The organism is Natrinema halophilum, from assembly GCF_013402815.2.
Taxonomy (GTDB): domain Archaea; phylum Halobacteriota; class Halobacteria; order Halobacteriales; family Natrialbaceae; genus Natrinema; species Natrinema halophilum.
The window spans coordinates 1,815,630-1,838,263 of record NZ_CP058601.1 but is presented as its reverse complement, the minus strand read 5'-3'; the positions used below and the strand labels follow the sequence as shown (position 1 = coordinate 1,838,263).

Annotated in this window: 26 protein-coding genes; 5 read left to right on the top strand and 21 right to left on the bottom strand. The window is 62.3% G+C overall.

Annotated features, from left to right (window positions below; all coding sequences use genetic code 11):
* Positions 1–16 precede the first annotated feature (16 nt).
* The 7 genes from leuD to HYG82_RS29680 all read right to left on the bottom strand — a co-directional run bounded on the left by leuD (position 17) and on the right by HYG82_RS29680 (position 7,576).
* Positions 17–715: a 3-isopropylmalate dehydratase small subunit gene (gene leuD / locus HYG82_RS29710; protein ID WP_179260685.1), complete on the bottom strand. Its 699-nt coding sequence runs from the start codon at positions 713–715 to the stop codon at positions 17–19.
* The gene (gene leuC, locus HYG82_RS29705) at positions 712–2,133 is read right to left on the bottom strand and encodes a 3-isopropylmalate dehydratase large subunit (RefSeq protein ID WP_179260684.1); all 1,422 of its coding nucleotides are present in this window, start codon (positions 2,131–2,133) and stop codon (positions 712–714) included. The genes leuD and leuC overlap by 4 nt, the downstream gene beginning before the upstream one ends.
* Complete coding sequence (locus tag HYG82_RS29700; RefSeq protein WP_179260683.1) at positions 2,130–2,462, bottom strand: DUF7989 family protein; 333 nt, start codon at positions 2,460–2,462, stop codon at positions 2,130–2,132. The genes leuC and HYG82_RS29700 overlap by 4 nt, the downstream gene beginning before the upstream one ends.
* Positions 2,463–2,477: 15 nt before the next feature.
* Entirely contained in the window at positions 2,478–3,530 is a 1,053-nt protein-coding gene (gene ilvC, locus HYG82_RS29695) for a ketol-acid reductoisomerase (RefSeq protein WP_179260682.1), read from the bottom strand.
* On the bottom strand, positions 3,523–4,185 hold the full coding sequence (gene ilvN, locus HYG82_RS29690; RefSeq protein WP_179260681.1) for an acetolactate synthase small subunit: 663 nt from the start codon (positions 4,183–4,185) through the stop codon (positions 3,523–3,525). The genes ilvC and ilvN overlap by 8 nt, the downstream gene beginning before the upstream one ends.
* Positions 4,182–6,002 (bottom strand): biosynthetic-type acetolactate synthase large subunit, encoded by a 1,821-nt coding sequence (gene ilvB, locus HYG82_RS29685; RefSeq protein WP_179260680.1) that lies wholly within the window; start codon positions 6,000–6,002, stop codon positions 4,182–4,184. Before ilvB ends, ilvN begins: the two co-directional genes overlap by 4 nt.
* A 314-nt stretch (positions 6,003–6,316) precedes the next feature.
* Positions 6,317–7,576: a LeuA family protein gene (locus tag HYG82_RS29680; RefSeq protein WP_179264429.1), complete on the bottom strand. Its 1,260-nt coding sequence runs from the start codon at positions 7,574–7,576 to the stop codon at positions 6,317–6,319.
* A gap of 472 nt (positions 7,577–8,048) precedes the next feature.
* Here HYG82_RS29680 and HYG82_RS29675 point away from each other — a divergent pair, with 472 nt between their 5' ends.
* Positions 8,049–8,504 (top strand): ferritin-like domain-containing protein, encoded by a 456-nt coding sequence (locus HYG82_RS29675; protein WP_179260679.1) that lies wholly within the window; start codon positions 8,049–8,051, stop codon positions 8,502–8,504.
* Positions 8,505–8,561: 57 nt separating this feature from the next.
* Complete coding sequence (locus HYG82_RS29670) at positions 8,562–8,852, top strand: DUF5779 family protein (RefSeq protein ID WP_179260678.1); 291 nt, start codon at positions 8,562–8,564, stop codon at positions 8,850–8,852.
* An 81-nt stretch (positions 8,853–8,933) separates the two neighbouring features.
* On the opposite strand, the gene HYG82_RS29665 is transcribed toward HYG82_RS29670, so the two are convergent.
* Positions 8,934–10,310, bottom strand: a complete 1,377-nt coding sequence (locus tag HYG82_RS29665; RefSeq protein ID WP_179260677.1) for an arylsulfotransferase family protein — start codon at positions 10,308–10,310, stop codon at positions 8,934–8,936.
* A 225-nt stretch (positions 10,311–10,535) separates the two neighbouring features.
* Positions 10,536–11,219 carry a VOC family protein gene (locus HYG82_RS29660; protein WP_179260676.1) on the bottom strand — a complete coding sequence of 228 codons (684 nt, stop codon included), beginning with the start codon at positions 11,217–11,219 and terminating at the stop codon, positions 10,536–10,538.
* A 189-nt stretch (positions 11,220–11,408) separates the two neighbouring features.
* Here HYG82_RS29660 and HYG82_RS29655 point away from each other — a divergent pair, with 189 nt between their 5' ends.
* Positions 11,409–12,092, top strand: coding sequence for a hypothetical protein (locus tag HYG82_RS29655; protein ID WP_179260675.1), 684 nt, complete (start codon positions 11,409–11,411; stop codon positions 12,090–12,092).
* Positions 12,093–12,168: 76 nt separating this feature from the next.
* On the top strand, positions 12,169–12,591 hold the full coding sequence (locus HYG82_RS29650) for a JAB/MPN domain protein-containing protein (protein WP_179260674.1): 423 nt from the start codon (positions 12,169–12,171) through the stop codon (positions 12,589–12,591).
* A 311-nt stretch (positions 12,592–12,902) separates the two neighbouring features.
* On the opposite strand, the gene HYG82_RS44290 is transcribed toward HYG82_RS29650, so the two are convergent.
* Complete coding sequence (locus HYG82_RS44290) at positions 12,903–13,037, bottom strand: hypothetical protein (RefSeq protein WP_284145036.1); 135 nt, start codon at positions 13,035–13,037, stop codon at positions 12,903–12,905.
* Positions 13,038–13,172: 135 nt separating this feature from the next.
* On the bottom strand, positions 13,173–13,382 hold the full coding sequence (locus HYG82_RS29645; protein ID WP_179260673.1) for a ribbon-helix-helix domain-containing protein: 210 nt from the start codon (positions 13,380–13,382) through the stop codon (positions 13,173–13,175).
* Positions 13,383–13,542: 160 nt separating this feature from the next.
* Here HYG82_RS29645 and HYG82_RS29640 point away from each other — a divergent pair, with 160 nt between their 5' ends.
* The gene (locus HYG82_RS29640) at positions 13,543–13,872 is read left to right on the top strand and encodes a DUF5789 family protein (RefSeq protein ID WP_179260672.1); all 330 of its coding nucleotides are present in this window, start codon (positions 13,543–13,545) and stop codon (positions 13,870–13,872) included.
* Positions 13,873–14,188: 316 nt separating this feature from the next.
* On the opposite strand, the gene aglJ is transcribed toward HYG82_RS29640, so the two are convergent.
* The 10 genes from aglJ to HYG82_RS29590 all read right to left on the bottom strand — a co-directional run bounded on the left by aglJ (position 14,189) and on the right by HYG82_RS29590 (position 21,829).
* Positions 14,189–15,196 carry an S-layer glycoprotein N-glycosyltransferase AglJ gene (gene aglJ, locus HYG82_RS29635; RefSeq protein WP_179260671.1) on the bottom strand — a complete coding sequence of 336 codons (1,008 nt, stop codon included), beginning with the start codon at positions 15,194–15,196 and terminating at the stop codon, positions 14,189–14,191.
* Between the two features lie 392 nt (positions 15,197–15,588).
* Positions 15,589–15,939 (bottom strand): type II toxin-antitoxin system VapC family toxin, encoded by a 351-nt coding sequence (locus HYG82_RS29630; RefSeq protein WP_235217865.1) that lies wholly within the window; start codon positions 15,937–15,939, stop codon positions 15,589–15,591.
* 46 nt (positions 15,940–15,985) lie between these two features.
* Positions 15,986–16,213, bottom strand: a complete 228-nt coding sequence (locus HYG82_RS29625) for an antitoxin VapB family protein (RefSeq protein ID WP_179260669.1) — start codon at positions 16,211–16,213, stop codon at positions 15,986–15,988.
* Between the two features lie 118 nt (positions 16,214–16,331).
* The gene (aglM, locus tag HYG82_RS29620) at positions 16,332–17,621 is read right to left on the bottom strand and encodes a UDP-glucose 6-dehydrogenase AglM (RefSeq protein ID WP_179260668.1); all 1,290 of its coding nucleotides are present in this window, start codon (positions 17,619–17,621) and stop codon (positions 16,332–16,334) included.
* A 160-nt stretch (positions 17,622–17,781) separates the two neighbouring features.
* On the bottom strand, positions 17,782–18,006 hold the full coding sequence (locus tag HYG82_RS29615) for an HVO_A0556 family zinc finger protein (protein WP_179260667.1): 225 nt from the start codon (positions 18,004–18,006) through the stop codon (positions 17,782–17,784).
* Between the two features lie 164 nt (positions 18,007–18,170).
* Entirely contained in the window at positions 18,171–18,935 is a 765-nt protein-coding gene (locus tag HYG82_RS29610) for a hypothetical protein (RefSeq protein ID WP_179260666.1), read from the bottom strand.
* An 11-nt stretch (positions 18,936–18,946) separates the two neighbouring features.
* Positions 18,947–20,071, bottom strand: a complete 1,125-nt coding sequence (locus tag HYG82_RS29605) for a DUF4330 family protein (protein ID WP_179260665.1) — start codon at positions 20,069–20,071, stop codon at positions 18,947–18,949.
* A 156-nt stretch (positions 20,072–20,227) separates the two neighbouring features.
* Positions 20,228–20,737: a metal-dependent hydrolase gene (locus HYG82_RS29600; RefSeq protein WP_179260664.1), complete on the bottom strand. Its 510-nt coding sequence runs from the start codon at positions 20,735–20,737 to the stop codon at positions 20,228–20,230.
* The gene (locus HYG82_RS29595) at positions 20,730–21,263 is read right to left on the bottom strand and encodes an OB-like fold-containing membrane protein (RefSeq protein WP_179260663.1); all 534 of its coding nucleotides are present in this window, start codon (positions 21,261–21,263) and stop codon (positions 20,730–20,732) included. Before HYG82_RS29595 ends, HYG82_RS29600 begins: the two co-directional genes overlap by 8 nt.
* Positions 21,264–21,346: 83 nt before the next feature.
* Positions 21,347–21,829, bottom strand: coding sequence for a VanZ family protein (locus HYG82_RS29590; protein WP_179260662.1), 483 nt, complete (start codon positions 21,827–21,829; stop codon positions 21,347–21,349).
* Between the last annotated feature and the right edge of the window lie 805 nt (positions 21,830–22,634).

Sequence of the window (22,634 nt, the reverse complement as noted above, 5' to 3'; positions counted from 1 at the left end):
GAATCAGCAACGATCGTTAGTCTGCGTCCGGAATCGCCGCGTCGTCGACGTACGGCAGTTCCCGGGCCGTCTCACGAACCGCGCCGGCGTTGGACTTCATCAACGCCGTCGTGTCCCAGACCCCCTCGACGAGGGCCTTGCGCTGGGCGTCGTCGACGGTCACGTCGATCGTCCGATCGCCGTAGGTAACGGTCTCTGCCTCGACGTCGATCTCGATCTCGCCGTCGGGGTTCGCATCGACCCAGTCCTGCAGTTCTTCGATCGTTTCGTTGTCTGCTGTCACGGTCGGGATACCGAGTGCGAGGCAGTTCCCCGCGAAGATCTCCGCGAAGCTCTCGCCGATGAGGGCGTCGATCCCCCAGCGCATCAGCGCCTGCGGCGCGTGCTCGCGAGAGGATCCGCAGCCGAAGTTCGAGTTAACAACCATCACCGACGAATCCTGATAGCGGTCTTCGTTCATCGGGTGGTCTTTCGGATCGTCGGTATCGTCGAACCGGAGGTCGAAGAACGCGAACTCGCCGAGCCCGTCGAACGTGACGACCTTCATGAATCGCGCGGGGATGATCTGGTCGGTATCGATGTCGTTTCCGCGGATCGGAACGCCCGACCCCGACACGTAGTCGACTTCTGGGATTTCGACCTCGTCCTGGCTCGCGGGTCGTTCCTCTCCGCTTGCCTGTTCCGAGGATTCACTTCGTTCGTCCTCGCGACTCATGCGAGGTTCACCTCCTTCAGGTCGCGTACGTCAGTGACTTCTCCGGTGATCGCCGCCGCGGCGACCATCCGCGGGTTCATCAGGACGGTCCGCCCGTCTTTCGATCCCTGTCGGCCGACGAAATTCCGGTTCGAGGAGGAGGCACAGGCCTCGTCGCCCTCGAGTTGGTCTTCGTTCATGCCGAGACACATCGAACAGCCGGCGTTTCGCCACTCGAAACCGGCGTCCTCGAAGACGTCCTTCAGCCCCTCTTCCTCGGCGGCGGTCTGGACGCGCTGGCTGCCGGGGACGACCATTGCGCGGACGTCGTCGTGGACCTCGCGGCCCTCGATGATCCGGGCGGCGCGTCGCAGATCCGGGAGGCGCGCGTTCGTACATGACCCGAGGAACGCGACGTCGATGTCGTATCCCTCCATCGTCTCGCCGGGCTCGACGCGCATGTGTTCTTGAGCGCGTCGGGCGGTGTCTTGCTTGTCGGCGGGCAACTCTTCGGGTGTCGGGATCGGCTCCGTGACGCCGACTCCTTGCCCGGGCGTCGTGCCCCAGGTGACGACCGGCTCGAGTTCGTCCGCGTCGATGTGGACGACGTCGTCGTATTCGGCGTCGTCGTCGGACCGAATCGACTCCCAGTAGGGTTTGAGTTCGTCGAATTTCTCCGGGTTCTCCTGGAAGTAGTCGGTGTCCTCGAGCCATTCGTAGGTGGTCTCGTCGGGGTTGACGTAGCCCGCACGAGCACCGCCTTCGATCGACATGTTGCAGATCGACATTCGGCCCTCCATGCCGAGGCCCTCGATGGCTTCGCCGGCGTACTCGTAGACGTAGCCGACGCCACCTTCCGTGCCGAGTCGGCGGATGATCTCGAGGATGACGTCTTTCGCCTCGACACCGTCGCCGAGTTCGCCGTCGACCTGAATCTTGCGAACCTTCTGTTTTTCCATCGCGACGGTGCCCGTTGCGAGTACGTCCCGAATCTGGGAGGTCCCGATGCCGAACGCGAGCGCACCGAAGGCGCCGTGAGTCGAGGTGTGGGAGTCTCCGCAGACGATCGTCTTGCCGGGTTGGGTGAGTCCCTGCTCCGGTCCGATGACGTGGACGATCCCCTGATCGCCCGTCGTCGGATCCGAAAAGTCGATACCCGCTTCGCGGACGTTTTCCTCGAGTTCGGTCATCATCTCCTCGGCCGCGTCCTCCTCGTAGGGCCGGGACTGGTCGGCTGTCGGGACGATGTGATCGACCGTCGCGTGGGTCAGTTCGGGATAGGCGACCTCGAGGTCGCGCTCGCGGAGCATGCCGAACGCCTGCGGGCTGGTCACCTCGTGGATGAGGTGGAGCCCGACGAATAGCTGATCCTGTCCAGTCGGCAGCGTCGTTACCTTATGGCGATCCCAGACCTTGTCGTACAGTGTATTCTTACTCATTCCTCTACTTCCGTGTCGGACCGTCGTCCGTGCTCGGTTCCGCGTTCGAAGACGCGGTTCGCGTCGTCGGCTTCCTTCGGCGGCGTGTGGTCGACGTCGCGCATCGTTCCAGCCGCGTCTGTGCTCTCGTCGGTCTCGTCGGCTGTCTCACTCGTCGGTGTCCCGCCGTCGGAGCGTTGCTCCGACGAGGATCGCGAATCAGCGGTTCGCTCACCGCCGTCAGCTGCGACGGTCGGGCCGCGATTGAACAGCCGGCCAGCCGTTTCTCCAGTGTCGGGATTGGTGTGGCTGACGTCGGCCATCGTGTCTGTCGTGTCGTTGTCGGTCATTGTCGTTTTCGGCTCTCAGTCGTCCGCCTGCACCTGGACGGATTCGTCTTCGTTTTCGGACGCTTCGTCCGCCCACGCGAACAGGTCGCGAAGTCGCTCGCCGACCTGCTCTATTTCGTGGTTCTTCTCTGCGTCCCGGAGCTGGTGGTAGCTCGGGCGTCCTGCCTGATTCTCGAGTATCCACTCGCGGGTGAACTCGCCGTTTTGAATCTCCTCGAGCGTCTCTTCCATGTTCTCGCGAACGGATTCGTCGACGATTCGGTCGCCGCGGCTCAGGCCGCCGTATTCGGCGGTATCGGAGACCGAGTCCCACATTTCGGCGTGTCCGCCTTCGTACATCAGGTCGACGATCAGTTTGAGTTCGTTGAGACACTCGAAGTAGGCGATCTCGGGGGAGTAGCCGGCGTCGACCAGCGTCTCGTAGCCGTGTTTGACCAGCGACGTGACGCCGCCACAGAGAACGGCCTGTTCGCCGAAGAGGTCGGATTCGACCTCCTCCTGAAACGTCGTCTCGATGACGCCCGCGCGTGTACAGCCGATCCCCTTTGCGTACGCGAGGGCGCGGCCTTGCGCGTCGCCCGTGGTGTCCTGATAGACCGCCAAGAGCCCCGGCGTCCCTTCGTCGTTCTCGTAGTTGCGCCGAACGAGGTGGCCCGGACTCTTCGGCGCGACCATCGTCACGTCGACGTCTTCGGGCGGCTCGATCTGGTTGTAGTGAATGTTCAGCCCGTGGGCGAACTGCAGCGTGTCACCCGCCTCGAGGTTGGGCTCGATAGCGTTCTCGTAGACCGACGCCTGAACGGTGTCGGGAACGAGCACGGAGACGTAGGACGCCTGCGAGACCGCATCGTCGGGCGTCGTCACCGTCAGTCCATCCGCTTCGGCGGCCGATCGCGAGGAGGAGCTCTCGCGCAGGCCGACGACGACGTCGACCCCGCTGTCGTGAAGGTTCAGCGCGTGCGCGTGGCCCTGGCTGCCGTAGCCGAGGACGGCCACGGTTTCGTCGTCGAGCGTCGATACGTCGGCATCGTCGTCGTAGTAGATATCGGTTGTAAATTCGTCAGTCATCGTCAGCAGTTTGTGTGTGGTGTCGGTGTTGGTTCGCCTGGTCGGCGGACTGTGCCGTCCCGGATGCCGCGGTCTGATCGGTGCCGCGTGCCAGCGCCGTCGTTCCCGTCCTGGAAATCTCTCTAATCCCGAACTGGCTGAAGGTATCGATCGCGGCCTCGATCTTCTGGCGCGCGCCGGTCACTTCGATCGTCGCCGTTTCGGGACTCGAGTCGACGGTATTGCCGTCGTACATGTCCGCGACGGCGGCGACCTGGTCGGGTCGGTCCGCCTCGACCTTGATCAGCGCGAGTTCGCGCCGCATGGCGTCGGGCTCGAGTTCGCGAACGGAAATGACCGGCACCAGCTTGCGCAACTGTTTCTCGACCTGATCGATGCCGGGATCGGTCTCCTCGACGACGATCGTCATCCGTGCGCGATCCTCGTCTTCGGTGGGACCAACCGTCAGGCTCTCGATGTTGAACTGCCGCCGTGAGAACAGCCCTGAGACGTCCGAGAGGACGCCGGGTTCGTGTTCGACCAGCGCAGAGATGACTGTGCGTCGCGGTGCGTGAGTCACCTCGACCTCGGGATCGATGCGAATGCCCTGCTTGTTTCGTCGACCCGCGGGCGTCGGTCGCTCTTCCGGTGCCGGGCCGTCGAGTCCACGCTTCATAGCTGGTCCTCCGTCAGTGCGAACTGGCCGTTGTCGCCGCCGCTTGGAACCATCGGGTAGACGTTGGCGTCCGGATCGATGTGGACGTCGATCACCGAGGGGCCGTCGTAGGCGACGGCGGCGTCGATCGTGTTCGCGACGTCGTCGTAATCGTCGATTCTGAACCCTTTCGCGCCGAACGCTTCGGCGAGTTTGTCGAACTCGGGCATCCAGTGGTAGTCAGATGCCGAGTGACGTCCCTCGAAGAAGGCGTCCTGCCACTGCCGGACCATCCCGATGTACTCGTTGTTGAGGACGGCGACCGTGATGTCTAAGTTCTCGCGGACGGCGACCGACAGACCCTGAAGCGTCATCAGGAACGATCCGTCACCGTCGATACAGACGACCTCCTGATCGTCGTCGGCCGCCAGCCGTGCGCCGATCGCCGACGGAAGTCCGTATCCCATCGCGCCGAGGCCGTGACTGGAGACCCACGTCCGAGGCTCGGTGAACGTCCAGTACTGGCAGGCCCACATCTGGTGTTGGCCGACGCCGGTGGTGACGATGGCGCGGTCGCTCGTGGCTTCGTCGAGCGCTTCGACGACGAACTCCGGCTGGACCGGTTCGTCCTCGGGCGCGTCGTACGCCATCGAGTAGTCGGATTTCCACTGCTGGCACTGTGCACGCCACTTCGTCGCTTCCGGCGACGAGTCGACGGCGGCTGACAACTGGCCGACGACGGTTTCGGCGTCGCCGACGAGCGGGTAATCCGCATAGATGTTCTTCGAAATCTCCGCGGGGTCGATGTCGACGTGGATGAGTTCCGCGTCGGGTGCGAAGGTTTCGATTCCACCGGTCAGCCGGTCGTCGAACCGGGTACCGATCCCGATTAGCGTGTCGCAGTGGGTGATCGCCATGTTGGCATAGCCGGTCCCGTGCATCCCCGCCATCTCGAGCGAGAGTTCGTGGTCCTCGGGGAACGAGCCGATGCCGGGCATCGTGGTGATGACCGGAATCTCGTGTTCGAGCGCGAACTCGCGGCAGGCCTCGCTGGCCTCGCCTTTGATAACCCCGCCGCCGAGCAGCAACACCGGCCGTGCGGCGTTCTCGATCCGCTCGGCCGCGGCTGCGACGATTTCGGGGGCTGCCCGCTCCTGGACCTCGTAGGTGTCGGGGACCTTCGGTGCGTCCGGTTCGCGGTCGGTTTCCGCCTTGGTGATGTCCTTCGGAAGGTCGACCAGCGTCGGCCCTGGCCGGCCCTCGCGGGCAAGCGCGAACGCTTCGCTGACGTCCGTGCCGACCCGATCCGCATCGTTCGCGAAGGTGTTGTCCTTCGTAACCGGCGTCGTAACGCCAGTCGTGTCTGTTTCCTGGAAAGCGTCGTTGCCCACGAACTCCGTCGGGACCTGCCCCGTCAGGGCGACTATCGGATCCGAGTCCATGTCGGCGTCCGCGATGCCGGTGACCAGATTGGTCGCGCCCGGTCCGGACGTCGCGAGACAGACGCCAGGATCGCCCGAGACGATGCCGTACGCGTCGGCCGCGTGGGCCGCGCCTTGCTCGTGGGCCATCGTCACGTGGGTGATGTCCGAATCGTAGAGCGCGTCGTAGACGGGCATGATCGCCCCGCCTTGGACGCCGAAGGCGTATTCGACGCCCGCGTTTTCGAGCGCGCGGACGACGGCTTCGGCACCCGTCGTGACGGGCTTTGTCGTTTCTGACTCGACGTTAGCCGTGGAGTCTGTCTCGGACGCCGCGTCGGGTGCAGCGCCGTCAGTGATCTGGTCGTCGTTCTGTTCTTCGTCCGCCGGTGTGACCTTTGCTGCGCGTTCGCTCATCGATTGCCTCCCGCCGGTGTACGGCGATCGGGTGGTGTACGGTAGTGTGTCATCTGCTGAATTGCTGGTCGCTCGGAAAACGTTGCGGATTCCGGTTCGAAGCTACGAGGTACTGAGGATGGGGCTAGGACGCCCCTACAATACGAATCGGAGCGAGCGCGCTGTTGCCGACCGTGCGAGCGGACGTCGACAGTGGAGCGCTGACCGTCATTACTGACAACGTAGTGACCTCGAGGGTCATAATCCTTACGAGTCCGATCGTTCGAACGCGATAGCTGGGGCTCGCGAACGGTGGCAAACGGGGAGGACATTCCTCAGACGCGCACCTCCTCCTGATCCTGCTGGCGTTCGACGCCAGCCTCTTCGGCGAAGCGCTCCAGCACGTCGACTGTGACGCGGCGCTTCTCGGCACCGTAGTCTTTGACGCGGCGAGTAACTGCCGTGACCTGTTCGTCGGTGGGGTCGAACCCGCACTCGACGAGTCGCTCCCGGACCGAGTGGGTGCCGGTGTGCTTGCCCATAACGAGCCTGCGCTCGGCACCGACCATCTCGGGAGTCATGACGCCGGGTTCGAAGGTGTCGGAGTTTTCGATGACGCCGGCTGCGTGGATGCCGCTTTCGTGGGAGAAGGCGTTGCCCCCGACGACGGGCTTGTTGCCCGGCGTCGGCATTCCGCTTTTCTCTTCGACGATTTCCGAGAGTTCGGTGATGCGCGTCGTGTCGATGCCGGTGTCAGTCTGGTAGAGCGACTCGACGGCCATCACGAACTCCTCGTAGGCGGCGTTGCCGGCCCGCTCCCCGATGGAGTTGACCGACACCTGCGCCTGGGACGCGCCCGCTTCGATACCCGCCAGTGCGTTGGCGGTGGCCAGTCCGAAGTCGTCGTGGGTGTGGACGTCGACCCGAGCGTCGGTGTGGGCGAGGACTTTCTCGATCATGGCCCGGAACCGGGTCGGCGTTGCGACGCCACAGGTGTCCGGGATGTTGATCCAGTCGGTCCCCGCGTCGGAAACCGCCTCGATGACTTCGATCAGGTATTCTTCGTCGGTTCGCGTCGCATCCATCGGCGAGAACATGCAGGTCACGCCCGCCTCTTTGACGCGTTCGACTGATTCAACTGCGCGCTGTACGACTTCCTCCCGGGTGGCATGCATCGAATCCTCGATCTGGACGTCGCTGGTGCTGACGAAGACGTGCACCATTTCGACGCCGGAGTCGAGCGCCGCTTCGATGTCCCCGTCGACGACGCGGGCGAGGCCGGCGGTCGTCGAACTGGTGGACGAAGCGATATCACGAACGGCCTCGAACTCGGCGTCCGAGTTGACGGGGAATCCCGCCTCGATGACGTGAGTTCCCATCTCGTCCAGAACGGACGCGATCTGCCGTTTATCGTCGTAGGAAAACGAAGTGCCGGGCGACTGTTCGCCGTCCCGGAGGGTCGTATCGAAGACACGTGCTGACTCTATTTCGTCAGTGGAATCTAACGTGCCCTGGAAGAACTCGACCCCCCTGACTGGTGTCAGAGGACGGGTTGTCTTGTGAAGACATTGTATCTGAATCCGAGGTGCGACGATCTATATAAACCTAACGCTGTCCGAGGCAGGAAGCGTCTGTTCAAACCGAGCACAATTCGTCGTTACAGCGGAAAACCGCACGACTGCGCCGCCCTATTAGTTGAGGGTACATCCTAATACAGTATGGAGGCGCTCGCTCGATCAGCCCCGGAAAGGGGGGTTGGAACCGAATTATTCCGCCGATCGACCCGTCACGGCTCGCTCGAGCGCTGGCGCGCGCTCCCCGGTGGCCGTTTGGTCGATTTCGATCACTGGTTGCCGACAAAAAGCGACAAACGTTCTCTAACTTGGAAACGATCAGCGAGAACGTTCGGATAAGACGATGAGCGCTTCGAGAGTCACAGCTATCAAGAGAGGTGATCCATCCACGATCCGGTCTCCAGCGCGCGGCCGACCGAACCTCGATACCGGGGGTGCATCGCGCAGTCGCGCGTGTCAGGATTTTATGCCCAATTGTTGTAGACCGGCGCGCATGACGACCGACGAGATCACCGACCTGCTGACGGAGGCGTACATCGACGAACTCGAGACAGTAATGAACTACCTCTCCAACGCGATCGTCCTCGACGGCATCCACGCCGAGGAGGTCAAAGCGAGTCTCGAGCAAGATATTCAGGAGGAACTCGATCACGCGCGGATGCTCGGCGAGCGCCTGAAACAGCTCGACGAATCCCCGCCCGGTTCGGAGTCGTTCGAGGCGAACCAGCACAGTCTCCAGCCGCCGGCGGACACGACCGACGTTCAGTCGGTCATCGAAGGCGTCCTCGAGGCCGAGAACGATGCGATCGAGACGTACCGCTCGCTGGTGGAGGCCGCCGCCGACGCAAACGACCCCGTTACGGAGGACGTAGCGGTGACGGTTCTCTCCGACGAGGAGGCCCACCATACGGAATTTCGCGGCTTCCAGAAGGAGTTCCCGACGGACTAGCTCCTCCGAAACTCGGGCGAGAGGAACGTTTTTCTCGTTTCAGTTCAACCCCCTCGTATGAGCGATTTCGACCTCGATCTCCGGGCCGTCGAGGAACACATGGACGAGGAACTCGACCTCGAGGGCAGTATCGTCCTCGGCGTCCTCGACGGGACGACACCGGCCGACGAATGGATCGAGACGATATCGAACGGGAACGTCCTCGTTCTCAACGTCGACGGCGACGTCAACGAACTGGCCGCCGGATTCGCGCGCGAAATCAAGGAATCGGGCGGCAACCTGGTCCACTTCCGCGGCTTTCTGCTGGTGACGCCGCCGGGAGTCGACGTGAGCACGGAGCGGCTGTGACGGACGTCGTATAGAGACGAAATACGACTGCTGTGGAAAAAGCGCGTTCGCGTGGACGTGGCTCACGACTGCACGGCTATCTCACTTTTTGCGACGCTTTACGGGCCAGCGAAACCGGATTCCGCGAGACCGAAGGAACCACCGAAGCTCGACGATACCCCACACGACTCCCGTACAGAGGGCGACGATAACCGGGCCGAGGTCGGACGTCGTTAGCCACGTCGGGCTGCCGTGTACGAGAACGTATTCGAGGCGAGACGGAAGGTACTCTCGAACCACGTCGAGGATCGGTCCGAAACGACGGTTTCCGTCGCTTCGGCCATTCTCAGTATTGCCGTCGGCTACCTGTGACTTGAGGCCGAGCGCGACCGCGCTTCGACCGCCAGTGCTTTCATCGCCGGTCTCCAGCCGTTCGGCATCGTACGGATGGGGGAGTTCGACCTGCCAGACGACATCGCCGCTCCGGTTCACCTCGAGTACTCGCTCTCCGTCAGTATCGGTGACGAGCGTGTTGCCGCTCGGTAACCGATCGGCGTCCCGCGGCCATTGCATTCGATCGTCGGACCAGACCCAGGTGCGGTTCCACCTGCCGTCTTCGCGTTGGAACTCCTGTACGCGATCGTTCTCGGAGTCCGCGACGACGACGGCTGGGCCGCCGCGTGACGCTGGAATGTAGTCCGGATTGTGTTGTTCGTCTAGGATCGTATGGTTGCCATCCCCGCCCAGTGTCCGGTCTTCAGCGATTCCGGTCTCCGGGTCGATGAAAACGACCTGATCCTGGTTTCGGAGACTGGCCATTACGCGCCCGTCCTCGAGCACCTCCACGTCGTTCAAATGTACCCAGTTACCGGGGTACGAGCCACCGCCGTCGACGGGAAAAGTGCTCTGGGCGTCCCACGTCCATTCGATCATTTCGGTCGCAGTGTCGACCATGAACACCTGGTCGGCGGCGATGTCGGCGACGACGACGTGTCGGTCGTCGATTCGGTCGGCGTCGTGCCACTCGCCGGCGGTTTCCCGGTACACGTACTGGGCATAGACCTCGGTCGTTTCGCCCGTCGAGAGGTTCAGCCGTTCGATGACGTTACGAGCACACGGCGGATCCTGACACCGGGGACTCTTCTGGTACAGCGTGTCCGTTGCGACGTATTCGACGGTCATCGATTCGTTCGCGACCGGGTCGACGTCGTAGTATTTCGTGTGCGAATCGTTTGCATAGACGAGGCTTCCGTTCGGTGCGTAGGCGAGAACGTTACCGACTCGCCCCGATTGCGTGATGACCGTGTGATTCTGCGCCGCCGGCGCGGATCGGACGACCTCTCCGGGTCCCGTCCTGGTCTCGACTGTCGCACCGTAGGCGATTGCTGCACCGCTCAGGACGAGCACTCCCAGAAAGAGCACCCGAATCTGGCGCTGCGTTCCCAGCGTCGTTGTCAGCCCACCTGCTCGACGTCTCATTCTGGATAGCCGTTTGGTATCTCTCGAGAGGAACGGTAATAGGGCTCCAGGGTACGTTCTCGCTGGAATCACTGTCCCCTCGATCGACCGGTTCAGATCGCGGCCACGGATCGATCGACGACTGCCCCGAGGCGAGGGCACAGAGTGGGCGAACGGTCGCTGTCGGTCGCCGGCGCGCAAGTCGGTCGCGGGGCCGCTACGACGCGGGGAACGCCGGGGGTAGCGTCAGGATATAAACGTCAGGAAATGACCGTCGGGATCCCGAACGACGACTTCGTCGGTCGTCTCCCGTTCGACCGACTGAACTCGATCGCCCACAGCCTCGAGCGCCGCGACGGGGTCGTCCGTTTCGAACCCGAGGTCGACGTGGACACCACCGCGAGCGTCGGCGATTCCAAGGTGGGGTTCCCAGAGTTCGAGCGCCATCGGGCCGTGGAGTCGAACGCGCTTGCGGTCGTCGCCCTCGTCGACGATTTCGAATCCCAGATACTCGTAGAACTCCGTCGCGCGATCGAGATCCTCGACTTCGAGAACGACCTCGAAAACCCCGTCAATCCCCGGGCCGGCGACGTCCTGTTGACCGATCTCGACGCAGTTGCCGTCGGGATCGTACAGGTACAGCGATCGTGCGGGGCCGAACTGTGCTTCCTCGAGGTCGTACGTTTCCGCGAGTCGATCCCACCACTCGTCGTACTCGGTTTCCGGGATCGCGAACGCGAAGTGCGTATGTATCCCGCCGCGCGGGAGGGTTTGGGGTCGCCGCAACACGAGATCGGTCTCGCCTGCCGCACAGACGAGCTCGTCGTCTCCGCGCTCGCCGACGGTCAGACCTAATTCCTCCTCGTAGAACGTCCTCGCCGGCTCGAGGTACTTGGCCTCGAGTGCCAGCCAGGAAAGGTCGGATAACATGCACGGCAGTATGCGAAGAAGCGATATAGAAGCGTCGCTGGAAAGTCGGCCCACGCTGTTTCGCGACGATATCGGTGGACAGCACGAAAGCGAGTCGGCGGCAACCGGTCTGTCCACGCTCGGAAAACTGTTTCTCGGGGTGGTACCGTTTACCTATATTTATGCAGTGTCGTGGCGTAGCATACCAGTATGAGCTTCCGCGTCGACGAGCGAGCGAGCGAATTCCGTGAAATCGACCGATTCGAGGGCGGCGTTGGCTGGATCGCCCACCCGGACGAAACGATGCAACGTGCGAGCCACGCGCTCGCCGTCGACGGCGACGTCTGGGTGATCGACCCCGTCGACGCCGATGGAATCGACGATCTGTTCGACGAGTTTGGCGACGTCGCCGGCGTCGTAGTCGCGCTCGACCGGCACAAACGCGACGCAGCTGCCGTCGCCGACCGTCACGACGTCCCCGTCTACCTTCCCGAGTTCTTCGAGGGCGTTACCGAGGACGTCGACGCTGCGGTCGCCCGGTTCGACGACGAACTCTCGGATACCGGCATCCGATCGCTGACGGTCGTCGACAATCGTTTCTGGCAGGAAGTCGCCCTCTATAATCCGGCCGACGGAACGCTCGTCGTTCCCGAAACGGTCGGAACCGTGGACTACTTCCTGGCCGGCGACGAGACGCTCGGCGTCCACCCAGCGTTGCGGCTGAAACCACCTCGGAGGCCCCTTCGTGGCGTTGCACCCGAGCGCGTCCTCGTGGGACACGGTGCCGGTGTGATGGACGACGCCGCCCGGGCTCTCGAGAACGCACTCGCTCGCTCACGTCGGGGCGCCCCCAGGCTGTACGCGTCGACCGCTCGCGAGATGCTGCCGATCTGAGAGACCGGGCGACCGAGGTATCGAGACGTAACTTTGCGTGGCATACATCTAACTATCGCGCACTCCAAGCAGTGGTGTGGTCTACGTAACTCGCGCGCTCGTCGAGGTCCTGGTGGACCTGGCCAGCGATGCCGATCCATCCCCCTTGACGACCGGCGTTTCAGTTACCGCCGCAAGCGAACTCGAGGGCGCGAGCGCGCTTCCCCCCGAAACGCCGGTTTTCACGGACTTCTTTTTGCCGACCACCGACAACCCTGTCAACGCCGTTTTCGGCGTCGACCTTTCGACGCCTGCCCGCCAGGCACAGGGCCGCTTCGTCTCACATCCCGTCGGCGAACTCGAGGTGACGAAACGGGACGACCTAGCCGAAGTTATCTTCGTCGCCGTTCCCCCCTGGGGACCCGATGAACGCTCATTCGCCGCGTTTGATAGAAGCGGGGTTCGGCAACCGCTCGAAATCATCGACGCCGCACCACCGGGGCAATCGCTGACAGACTGACCTCGCAGACAGATCGCTGACGGATGCCCTATCGACGCCAATGCTGATAGATTGATCCGTCACCGCAATCGCCATCGGGCCGTCTCATCAGAACCTCCATTGACGGGCGACACGCTGGTCCACGTCGGTTCGAGCGGTGATCGAACCGAGGCCATCGTTCGCTTCGTCGTCGCGTTCTCGCGTGCGAAAAAATTCGAATCGAGCGGGTGTCCATTACAGCAGTCGTTGAACGTCATTGCACACCTCACTGGCGAATTCGCGACCAGCGAGTACTCGCTGGCCGCAGCAGTGCGAGGGGTGGGTGAATCATTTCAACAACTACTGGAGCTCTTCGCCGATACCGGAAACTCGTCGTCGCCGATGATCCGGTCGATGATGCTGCCGGGTGACCGATCGCGCCCTTCGTCGTCAGCGTCGTCGGCCGGGAAATTCGGGATGTGGGGCATGCATCTCGGCCCTCCAAGAGGAGCTATCCGGCTCGAGCGGGAAAAGCACCGGCCTGCCACTGCGTGGAAAAACGATCGTCGCGTTGCCCGGAGGCGGCTGCCGACTACAGTGGGAAACCGCCTCCTGTCGCCGGCTTACTCGAGGTAGCCGAGCCCGCGGAGCTGTTCGGTAATCTCTTCGAACTCCGCCTCGGTGAGCTGGCCCTCTTTCTGGTGCTGGATGACGATACTGCGCAACAGGAATCTGACTAAATCGCTGGTACTCTGGAAGCTCGTGCCTTCGATCGTCTCCTCGACGCGGTCCGCGAGGTCCTTCGGGATCGACACCGTGGTGTATTCGGTCATACGCCATACTCCGTCGCGGCCCCCAAATGCGTGTCGACAGTTCGCGGCCGCTGTCCGTTTGGCGACTGGTGGCGACTGACGGGGTCGCGGCCGATCACTCGCGTCGTTGGTCGTCTCCACAGGCATTTTTATATCCGGCTCCGTAGCGTGAGATACAGGTATGGGAGTCCGGCCACCATCGAGCGGAGACGACGAGGAACCCGACAGTATCGAGTTCGGCATTGCTGCTATCGACGCCCGCCTCAAAGATGCTGACCTCTCCTTTCCGGCCACGAAGGACGACGTCAGGGCCGAACTCGGCCACGAGCGCATCCCCTACGATGTCAACGGGAACGACGTCCCGTTGAGCGAAATGCTCGACCGCGTTCCAACGACCAAGTTCGACTCCAGACAGGAGCTGTTGAATCAGCTCCACCAGCCGTTCGAGGAGTACCGTCAGAATCGCTCCGGCGGCGTCGTCGCACAGGTCCGCTCACTGCTGCCGTTCTGATCGCCCGCTCGCGTGCCGTCGGACCAACCGCGTGGAATACGCACTAGCCTGACATCGTTCCGCACACCCGCTTCTCAGTCCCCTCTTGGCTTCTTCCTCCCCGATTTCTCTCGAGAATAGCGTCGAGTGACCGATAGCGACAGCGCGGCCGATCGAAACTGCGTGATACGTGGTGTCGGTCTGGCGTGCCGTTACGTGTTGCGGGTCTGGCGTGCCGTTACGTGTTGCGGGTCTGGCGTGCCGTTACGTGTTGCGGGTCTGGCGTGCCGTTACGTATTGCGGGTCTGGCGTGCCGTTGCTTGCCGTGTGCGTGTTGCTACTTGTCGCGTGCTTCCCGCGCGATACGCTCGAGTCGCCGGCGTTGCTCTCGGTGTAAGGTCACGAGCATGTCCGAGAGGACGCCGAACATGAGCAACTGGACGCCCAGTAGTATCGCGGCCGCAGAGACGACCGCCATGATTTCGTGGCTCTGGTTGTACTGGACCCACTCCCAGAGAACGTATACCGCGATAAGGAAACCGGAGACGATGCCGGAAACGCCGAGACTTCCGAAGTAGAACAGGGGGTTGTTGGTCTTGGCCAGCGAGTACAACGCCAGTAGGATCGTCCCGCCGTCCCTGATCGGGTGGAGATTGGTCTCGGACTCGTCGGGTCGAGCCGTGTAACTGATCGGCACGACCGTCGTCTCGATTCCGTGTTTCACGCACTCGACGGCCAGTTCCGTCTCGATCGTAAATCCGTCTGAGTCGAGCGACAGTCGCTCGAACGAGTCGACGGTAAATGCTCGATAGCCCGACAGGATGTCCTCGTAGTTAGCCCCGTGGACGAACCCGAACGCGCGATTGATCATCCGATTGCCGAACCCGTTTAACGCCCGCATCGCGTCGTCGTCCATATCCGCAAAGCGGTTCCCGATCACGTGTTCGTACCCGCGCGCGAGCGGTTCGATCATTTTGTCCGCGTCGGCCGGATCGTAGGTGCCGTCGCCGTCGAGCATCAACACGTACGGAACCGTCACGTACTCGAGAACCTCGCGAACGGCTTGCCCCTTCCCATCGCCGGACTGGACCATCACCTCCGCGCCGTGCTCGCGAGCGATCTCGCGTGTATCGTCGGTGGAGTCGCCGTCAACGACGACGACGTTCGTGTACCCTTCGTCGTAGAATCCGTCGATCACGTCACCGATCGTCGCCGCCTCGTCGAGCGTGGGGATGAGGACGCAAACCTCGTCGGGTGAAATTTCGTCGGCTTCGTCCGTGATCGCCACGGTTTCTCCGCCGTCCGAGAGGACGCTCGAGTCCGCACGAACCGCGTCGTCTTCCATCGGGAAGTACTCCCTCGCCGACCCGCAAAAGGCTACTGATTGACCACTATTGGGCTTATACCGTCGATATTACGCTTGAAGTGACAGTCATGAAACGAGTAAAATACCGGTCGCGATTACCAGGTCAGCCACTCGTAGACCTCGACTGCCGCCTCGTCGACGTCGATTCGCCGGCCATCGACGACGACGGAGCGAGCCATTTCCGCAAACGAGAGGTTCTCGAACGACGGCTAGACCATCGTAACACGTTGGAGCGGAAGCCCCCTTCAGCGGTACGAGGAAGTCAAAACTGCGTTGTCAGATGCAGGTCTCATTTCCGACCGGGGCCGACCGAGAGTGGAGATTTGACTTGAGCGATATGGACCGGAACGATCACCGCAGGTCAGTCCCAATCAAAAAGAGGACCAGTCGACGACTGTAACATCGTCAATTCGGTCGAAATGGTCCACGTTCGCAGTCAGAATCGGCAGTTGTTCGACTGTTGCTGTCGCTCCGATGTAGACATCGTGCAAATCGTGTAAGGGCTCCCCGCGTTGTTGTAACGATGAAATGATGTCGGCTGCAGCAGTCGAAACGGCGCGCTCTACGTCGATGACTTCGAACCTGCCGAGCAAGCGCTCGAGGTCAGCAAGCGCTTCCTGGCGTGCTGTACCCTCCTCGTAGCGCTTATTGACACCGAGTCGTAGTTCGGTAACTGTGACCGTGCTGATCGCGTGACGTCCTTCGTCGTCGAGTTTCGCCACACGGTCAGCAACTCCACCACGGTCGATATCGACGAGAACCGACGTATCACACAGTTTCATCGTCAAGTCGAGAGAGTGTACCTTGACTGAGGTCTTCGATATCGTTCTTCACGTCGTCGTGCGTCTCCTGATCCAGGATGTTAGCTCCCGTGACGTCGGTGAGGCGGCGGCGCTCCTCGAGATGGTCTCGAATCACCTCGCTGAAACTCCGATTCCCTTTTTCCCGTTTCAGTTCGCGATACACGTCGTCGGAGATTGCGATGTTTTTGCTCATACGCTATGTATGGGTACCCATACGCAAAAGGATTTTCTACCGGATGTCACCCGGGTTAGCGTTTTCTCGTGGACTCGAGGCCGTCCGATGCGAAGATCCGCCCGAGTTCGGGAAGCGATTACCAGGTTAGCCCCTCGTAGACCTCGAGTGCGGACTCATCGACGTCGATCCGTCGGCCGTCGATGACGACGGAGCGAGCCATTCCCGCAAACGACAGCTCGTCGAACTCCGGCCAATCAGTCGCGACGACTGCGCCGTCCGCGCCCTCGAGTGCCTCCTCGGCCGACTCCGCGTACTCGACGCTCGGATAGTCGGGTCGCACGTTCTCGATCGCGACCGGGTCGTACGCGACGACCGTCGCGCCGCGCTCTCCGAGGTGGTCGATCACGTCGAGCGCGCGGGATTTTCGGACGTCGTCGGTGCCGGGCTTGAACGAAAGACCGAGAACCGCGATGCGGGCTCCCTCGAGGTGGAAGTGATCCGCGAGCAGGTCGACGAGCCGACGCGGCTGCGTGTCATTGACCGCGACGACCGCGTCGAGCAGTTCGGGATCGTAGCCTTGCTCGCGCGCCCCGGCCCGGAGCGCGTTGACGTCCTTCGGGAAACAGGAGCCGCCCCAGCCCAGCCCCGAGCGCATGAACCGGTCGGAAATTCGGTCGTCGAGGCCGACCGCCTCGAGAACTTCGTAGGCGTCTGTATCGTATTCGGCCGCGATGTTGCCCAGTTCGTTGACCAGCGAGACCTTGGCAGCGAGGAACGCGTTGTTCGCGTACTTGATGAGTTCGGCTTCGCGGATGTCCGTTTCGACGAGATCCGTGTTTTCTTGCTCAAGAATCGGTGCGTACAGTTCGCGAAGTGTGGCCGCCGCATCGTCGAATGCGGTTCCGAGGACGATCTTATCCGGTTCGAGAAAGTCCGTGACTGCGGTCCCCATTCGGAGGAACTCGGGGTTCATCGCAATATCGATTCCGTCGCCGATCGAGGTACCGGATTCGCCCTCGAGGATCGGTGCAACCACGTCCTCGGTCGTGCCGGGCAGGACCGTACTCTTGACGACCACGAGGTGATCGCCGTCTTTGCTCTCCAGTGTCCGGCCCAGTGACTCCGCTCCGGCGCGCATAATCGCGAGGTCGAGACTCCCGTCGTCGGTCTGGGGCGTGGGTAGACAGAGGAAGGTGACGTCCGTGTCGCGGACCTCGTCGTACTCCGTCGTCGCGCGGAGGTTCGTACCCGCGTAGTCGGCGATTCGTTCCTCGAGGCCCGACTCGTGGATCGGTGCCTCGCCGGCGTTGATGCTGTCGACGATTTCCTTGTCGATTTCGACGTTGATCACGTCGTGACCGAGATCCGCGAGACAGGCCGCGATGGTGGTGCCGACGTAGCCGCTGCCGACGATGGAGACGTTCATACTCCGGTGAACGGAGAGGAGGGATTAGTGGGTTTTTGGGTTTGCGCCGCAGCTGACACGCCGCTACAGCCTCAACAGCCGGGTGCAGATTTGCTCGATGCGAATCACTCTCGGGACAGCACTATATCTTGAAGCTGTGATGGAGCAGTTTCGGGCTGCGCTATCGGTCCGTGGGGGAGACTGCGACTGTCGTGGCGTCGCTCGGCGACGTCTCCTCGTTCCAGATCTGCGCTGCTGGAGTCCCGCAGTTCGTACAGACCACCGCCGCATTCCCCTTGTACTCCTCTCGGACGAGACGGCCATCGTCACAGAAGGAACACGCCGTATCCTCGAGCCGAGCCAGGAGCGTCGTTGACTGATCCGGCTGATCTTGTTGGAGGTGCATCGACCGTACGGGTGTTTCGGGTGCACTTAATCGTTGTTGCCGATTTTCCGTACGAGTTCGATTCTGTGTCGGCAGCCGCCCTCGTCCGACGCGTTCATGTGTAGTTCATCGCCTGCATACGCGGACGCGAGCCGTTGCGGGGCATGCGATAGCTGCGTCTCGTGTTAGGACGATTCGTTGTCTCCGTCTTCGGCCTCGTCGTCGGTCCGAAGCGCCGGTTGTGGTGGTTCCGGTGGTTCGAGCACGGAGATGAGCAGCTGGATGAGACGCATTTCTCGAACGTCGTCGAGGCTCCGACGCGAGCGAACGCCGGCTATCGCGAGGACGGCACCGAGGAGATGCGCCACGAGCAGTGGCAGGGAAATCGCGCCGCCAAGCCCGAGAGCGAGAAGCGAGACCCAGACCGCGGTGAGACCGACGGTGGCTGCCACGGCTATCGGGCGGTCGCGCACGATTTCCTCGAGTGCGGTCACTCCGTCGGCGACCGCAGACGACGGACGCCCGGCGGCCAGTTCGCTCAGTGACCGATCCAGCACGTCGATGAACGGTCCGATAGTGCCTGTCTTGCGCAGGTCGATGACGATTACGTCGGGCTCCGGCTCGGACGTGAGCCAGCGGTAGCCAAACGACGCCGTCACGTATCGTTGCACCGTCCCTCCCATCCCTGCGACCCGTGCCCTCGAGGGTTCTACCTGTACTCGAGACCACAGCGTCGCACTCGCGGACCGAATCGTAGAGCGAGCCAGGATCGGGTTGGTTTTGGCCGTTGCAGCCGAGTCGTCGTCTCCCGGCGGGGGAGCTGTCACGTCCGGCCCAGTCTGACGAAGCGTCGTCCCGATCAGTGACTGCTCGACGGCCGTCCGCGTCTTCGCGGCGACTGTGCGTCCAAACTGGACGACGGCTGACTCTTCGTATGCGTCGCTGAACATGCGTACGGCTCCTATCCGATATTCGTGACTGTCCCAGCGGCGCGCGTCGTTCCGAAATCGAGGACGACCGTATCGCCGGTCTGGAGCGAGTCGCCGTAAAACCGGAGTCCGGTATCAGTCTGCCGTGTGCGCAATGTGACGGAGAGCGTGACGTCCTTGTTTTTCGGATGCTCGCGGAGGTAGATGTCCCCGTCTTCGCTTTCGAGGACGATCTCGGCGGGTTCGGACTCGACGGATTCGATCGTGACCAGCGTCTCGCTGCGAATCGATTCCGTCATCCCGGTCTGGAATTCGTCTGCGACTTCGGGGGGGATGTTCTCGAGTTTTATTTCGGCATCGATCGTCGTCAGGTCGCCGATTTCTTGATCAGCCCCCCGTCGGACGACCGCTGCTGTGAGATCGTACCCGTCAGGACTCATGCTGATCTGGCTCTCGACGGTCACTTTTCGGCCAGCATACATCGGCGCCGATCCCCGCTGGAGCGTCCGTAATTCCGCGCCCACGAACGCCCGGAACTGATCCCCTCCGGCAGGGTACAACTGGACGTTCGTTACCGTTGCGACGGTTTGTGAGCCGACCGTAACGGTATCCCCGGCTGCGATTCGATCCGCCGTTCGCTCCGATATCGTCGTCTCGAGCAAGACGGGCGTTTCAGCGGTGGTGAGGGTCTTTCCCTTCGGATCGAGACTCGTCACTCGACCCGTGGCGGAGTAGTTGTTCGTCGCGACCCGCATGTCGTTACCGACCTGTAGCGGCTCCCCGGCGAACTGGAACTGCGGCTCCTCCTGATCTTCGAGTTGGACAGTCTCGCCGTGTATCTCGGCGCGGACCCTCACCTGGGTCCGGTTCCTGATGGCTTTACCGTTCGACGGCGTCACGTAGACGTCGGTGATCGTGAAGTTGTTCGACGAGCCGTCCACGGTGATCGTATCCCCTTCGCTCACGCGCTCGACCACGTAATCGGGTTGACCGCCGAGGTCGATGGTGGCGTATTTCGTTTCGGGCTCTCCGTCCGAGCCGAGGACGCCCACGAACGCAATTCCTGCGACGAATACGGCGAGGAGAAGGGCGACCGCAAGTGCGTCGATGACGTTAACGACGCCGAAGAGGTTGCCCTCGTCGTCAATTAGCGGCATACATCACTCCGAGAGTTCATAGACCAGAAAGTCTGTGCGGGGATTATAACCGTTGTCATGTTCGCTTTCGGACGTCCCACGAATCAGCAGCGAGCAATTCTCTCGAGCCGACAACGGCGCGGATATCACGTTCTCTCGAGCTGACGGTTACGGCCGTCACCACGGAACCGCGATAGCCCGGTCGGAGTTGATGAAGTACCTGTCGATCCCGGTGACGACGGCGGCGACCGTGACAGCGAGCGCGAGGACGGCTGGATCCGACGAGACGTAGAGGCTCGGCGTCGGATGGCGCGCCCACGTGAGCGGGTACAACCACGGGCCGGCCAATCCGTCAGCGTACGCCTTGAGGCCGTCGATGAGGAGATGCGACAGCGCACCCGCGAATAACGCGACGAACGCCAGTCGGTGCCGGTCGACGACGACAATCGCGCCGACGCCCGCGAGGAAGATAGCACCGCCGAGCGTCGACAGCGCACCGAAGTCGAATGGAACGCCGAGGGTCGTCTCGAGCGTCTCGTTCGTGACGAGCAGGGTAACTCGATTCAGATCCGGGAGGATCGCCCCGATCATCACCACGGAGACCCAGCGATCCGGTATCGGACGGTACCAGCCCGCGACCGTACAGCCCGCGTAGGCGAGCAGGACGTGTGAGAGGAGGTCAGCCACTGCGGGGTCCCTCCTCGTATTCAGCGTTGCGTTCGGGGACACTCGCTCTCGGTTCGAAGGCAAGTTCTCGGACGTTTACATGCCACGTCCGGAGGAAGTAGCCCACCGCCAGCAGAAGGCCGACGAGCGACGTCCCGAGTTTGTACGCCGTCGTCGACGGATCGCGGTTGACGACGACCGTCTGATCAGCCTCGATCACCGCTTCGGACTCGAGGACGCCGTACACCTGTACCACGCCGCCCGGTTCGACTCGCAGTTCGAAGCCATGGACCTCGAGTTCGGCTGCAACGTCGTTGCTGTCGTCCAGAACGTGAATGGTGATTACGTCGGCGTCATCGTCGACGGATCGAACCTCGCCGAACAGGAGTATTCGTTCGCCGACGAACGCACCAGGCCCCTGTTTCTGAAGCTGGTCACCGGTTGGATGGGGCCAGTTCTCGTCGTTCGCAGAACCGTAGTGGACGCAGATACCGCTGAGAATGAGGAGACAGACGACGCCGATCGCGAGTCGATACCTGAGATGCACTTGCCAGCGACGTCACGCGGCGGCTTTTTGATCGTACCGATCTCTTGCTCGGGCCCGATCCTTGTCGCGGGCGCGTAGAAAAGTTACGTCCGATCGCTCGAGGGAGATGAGGGGGTGAACGACCGTCGTCTCCCTGCGGACAGCGTGATCGCGGCGCCGGCACCCACGGCGTTGCTCGCGACGTCGGCCAGGGAGGCGACGCGGCCGAAACGCGCCAGTTGACCGATCTCCATCACCGCGCCGAAGCAGATCGTGACGCAGAAGACGAGCGGGAGGAGACGAGTCGTATCCGTTTCGCCGTCGGCGAGAGCGTACTCGAGACTGCGGGCTAGTGCAGCGTACGCGAGTCCGTGGCGAGTGTCGAACCAGGAAACGTCGATAGGGACGACGGCGGCGTGTACGGTCACGGACGGCATCGACGCGATATCGCCGCCCGAGACGATATCGTCCACCAGTGGGATCGGTGGCGGCGACGCGACCAGCGACCAGTAGCAAATGAGGGCGGTGATGACGGCGGCCGGCACCCACCGCTTGCTGTCCCGCCGAATGGGGTCTCGAGTCGACACTGGCCGTCCGTTTGCGATCGCGTTGGATAGTAAGGCGGTGGCTGTGTATCGGCTATGGACCGGTTTCTCGGGTGCGCTGTCATAGCCGGAGACCTCTCAAGCACTGAACGAGTTGTGGAACGGCCCCTTCGAACGCACTTTCTGCTCACCGGTCCCCGATCTGTCCTCTGTCGAGGCAACTCCGATCGTTCAGCATGGAGACCGCGTGATCGAGAGCTTCGAATCTGTGGTAATCCACGATCCTCCCCGTCAATTTTCGATCCCCATCTCTGAAAGCGGATGTGTTCCACTGGAATATAACGACTCACCTCGGCGCGATTCGCTCGAGCGCCGCGTCGTGGCTCTCAACCGATCCGGAAACGCGTTGACACACCGGGAACAACGGTCGTGGATGGCTCTGCCACCCAGCCTGCTGCCATTGGACGTGACTTCCGAACTCGTCATCGCTGGCCTTCCGCGGGCCAGTCGGGCTCGCGGCGTATCGACAGTAACGAGGTTGGGTCGGATATCGATCGAGAGCGTGGTGCATCTGTCGTGGTGATACCTCCAGCCGCGGCACTGATCGGAACTCGAGACTGATGGCCGAAAGTGGACGAATCAGCACCTGATTGTCCGCGTCGATGCCACCGATGTCTGTTGTTCAGAGCCTCGATGCTGCGGTTCTGATCGTATTCGACGGAGACAAGCGGTCCATCGTGCGGTCCGAACGAATCCGTGTGGGTGTTCGTCCACGTCGTCACTGGTAGAACAGTCCGTTTGCCGGGAGGAATCATAGCCTGCCTTGGTTTAATTTAGAAACTCGGAC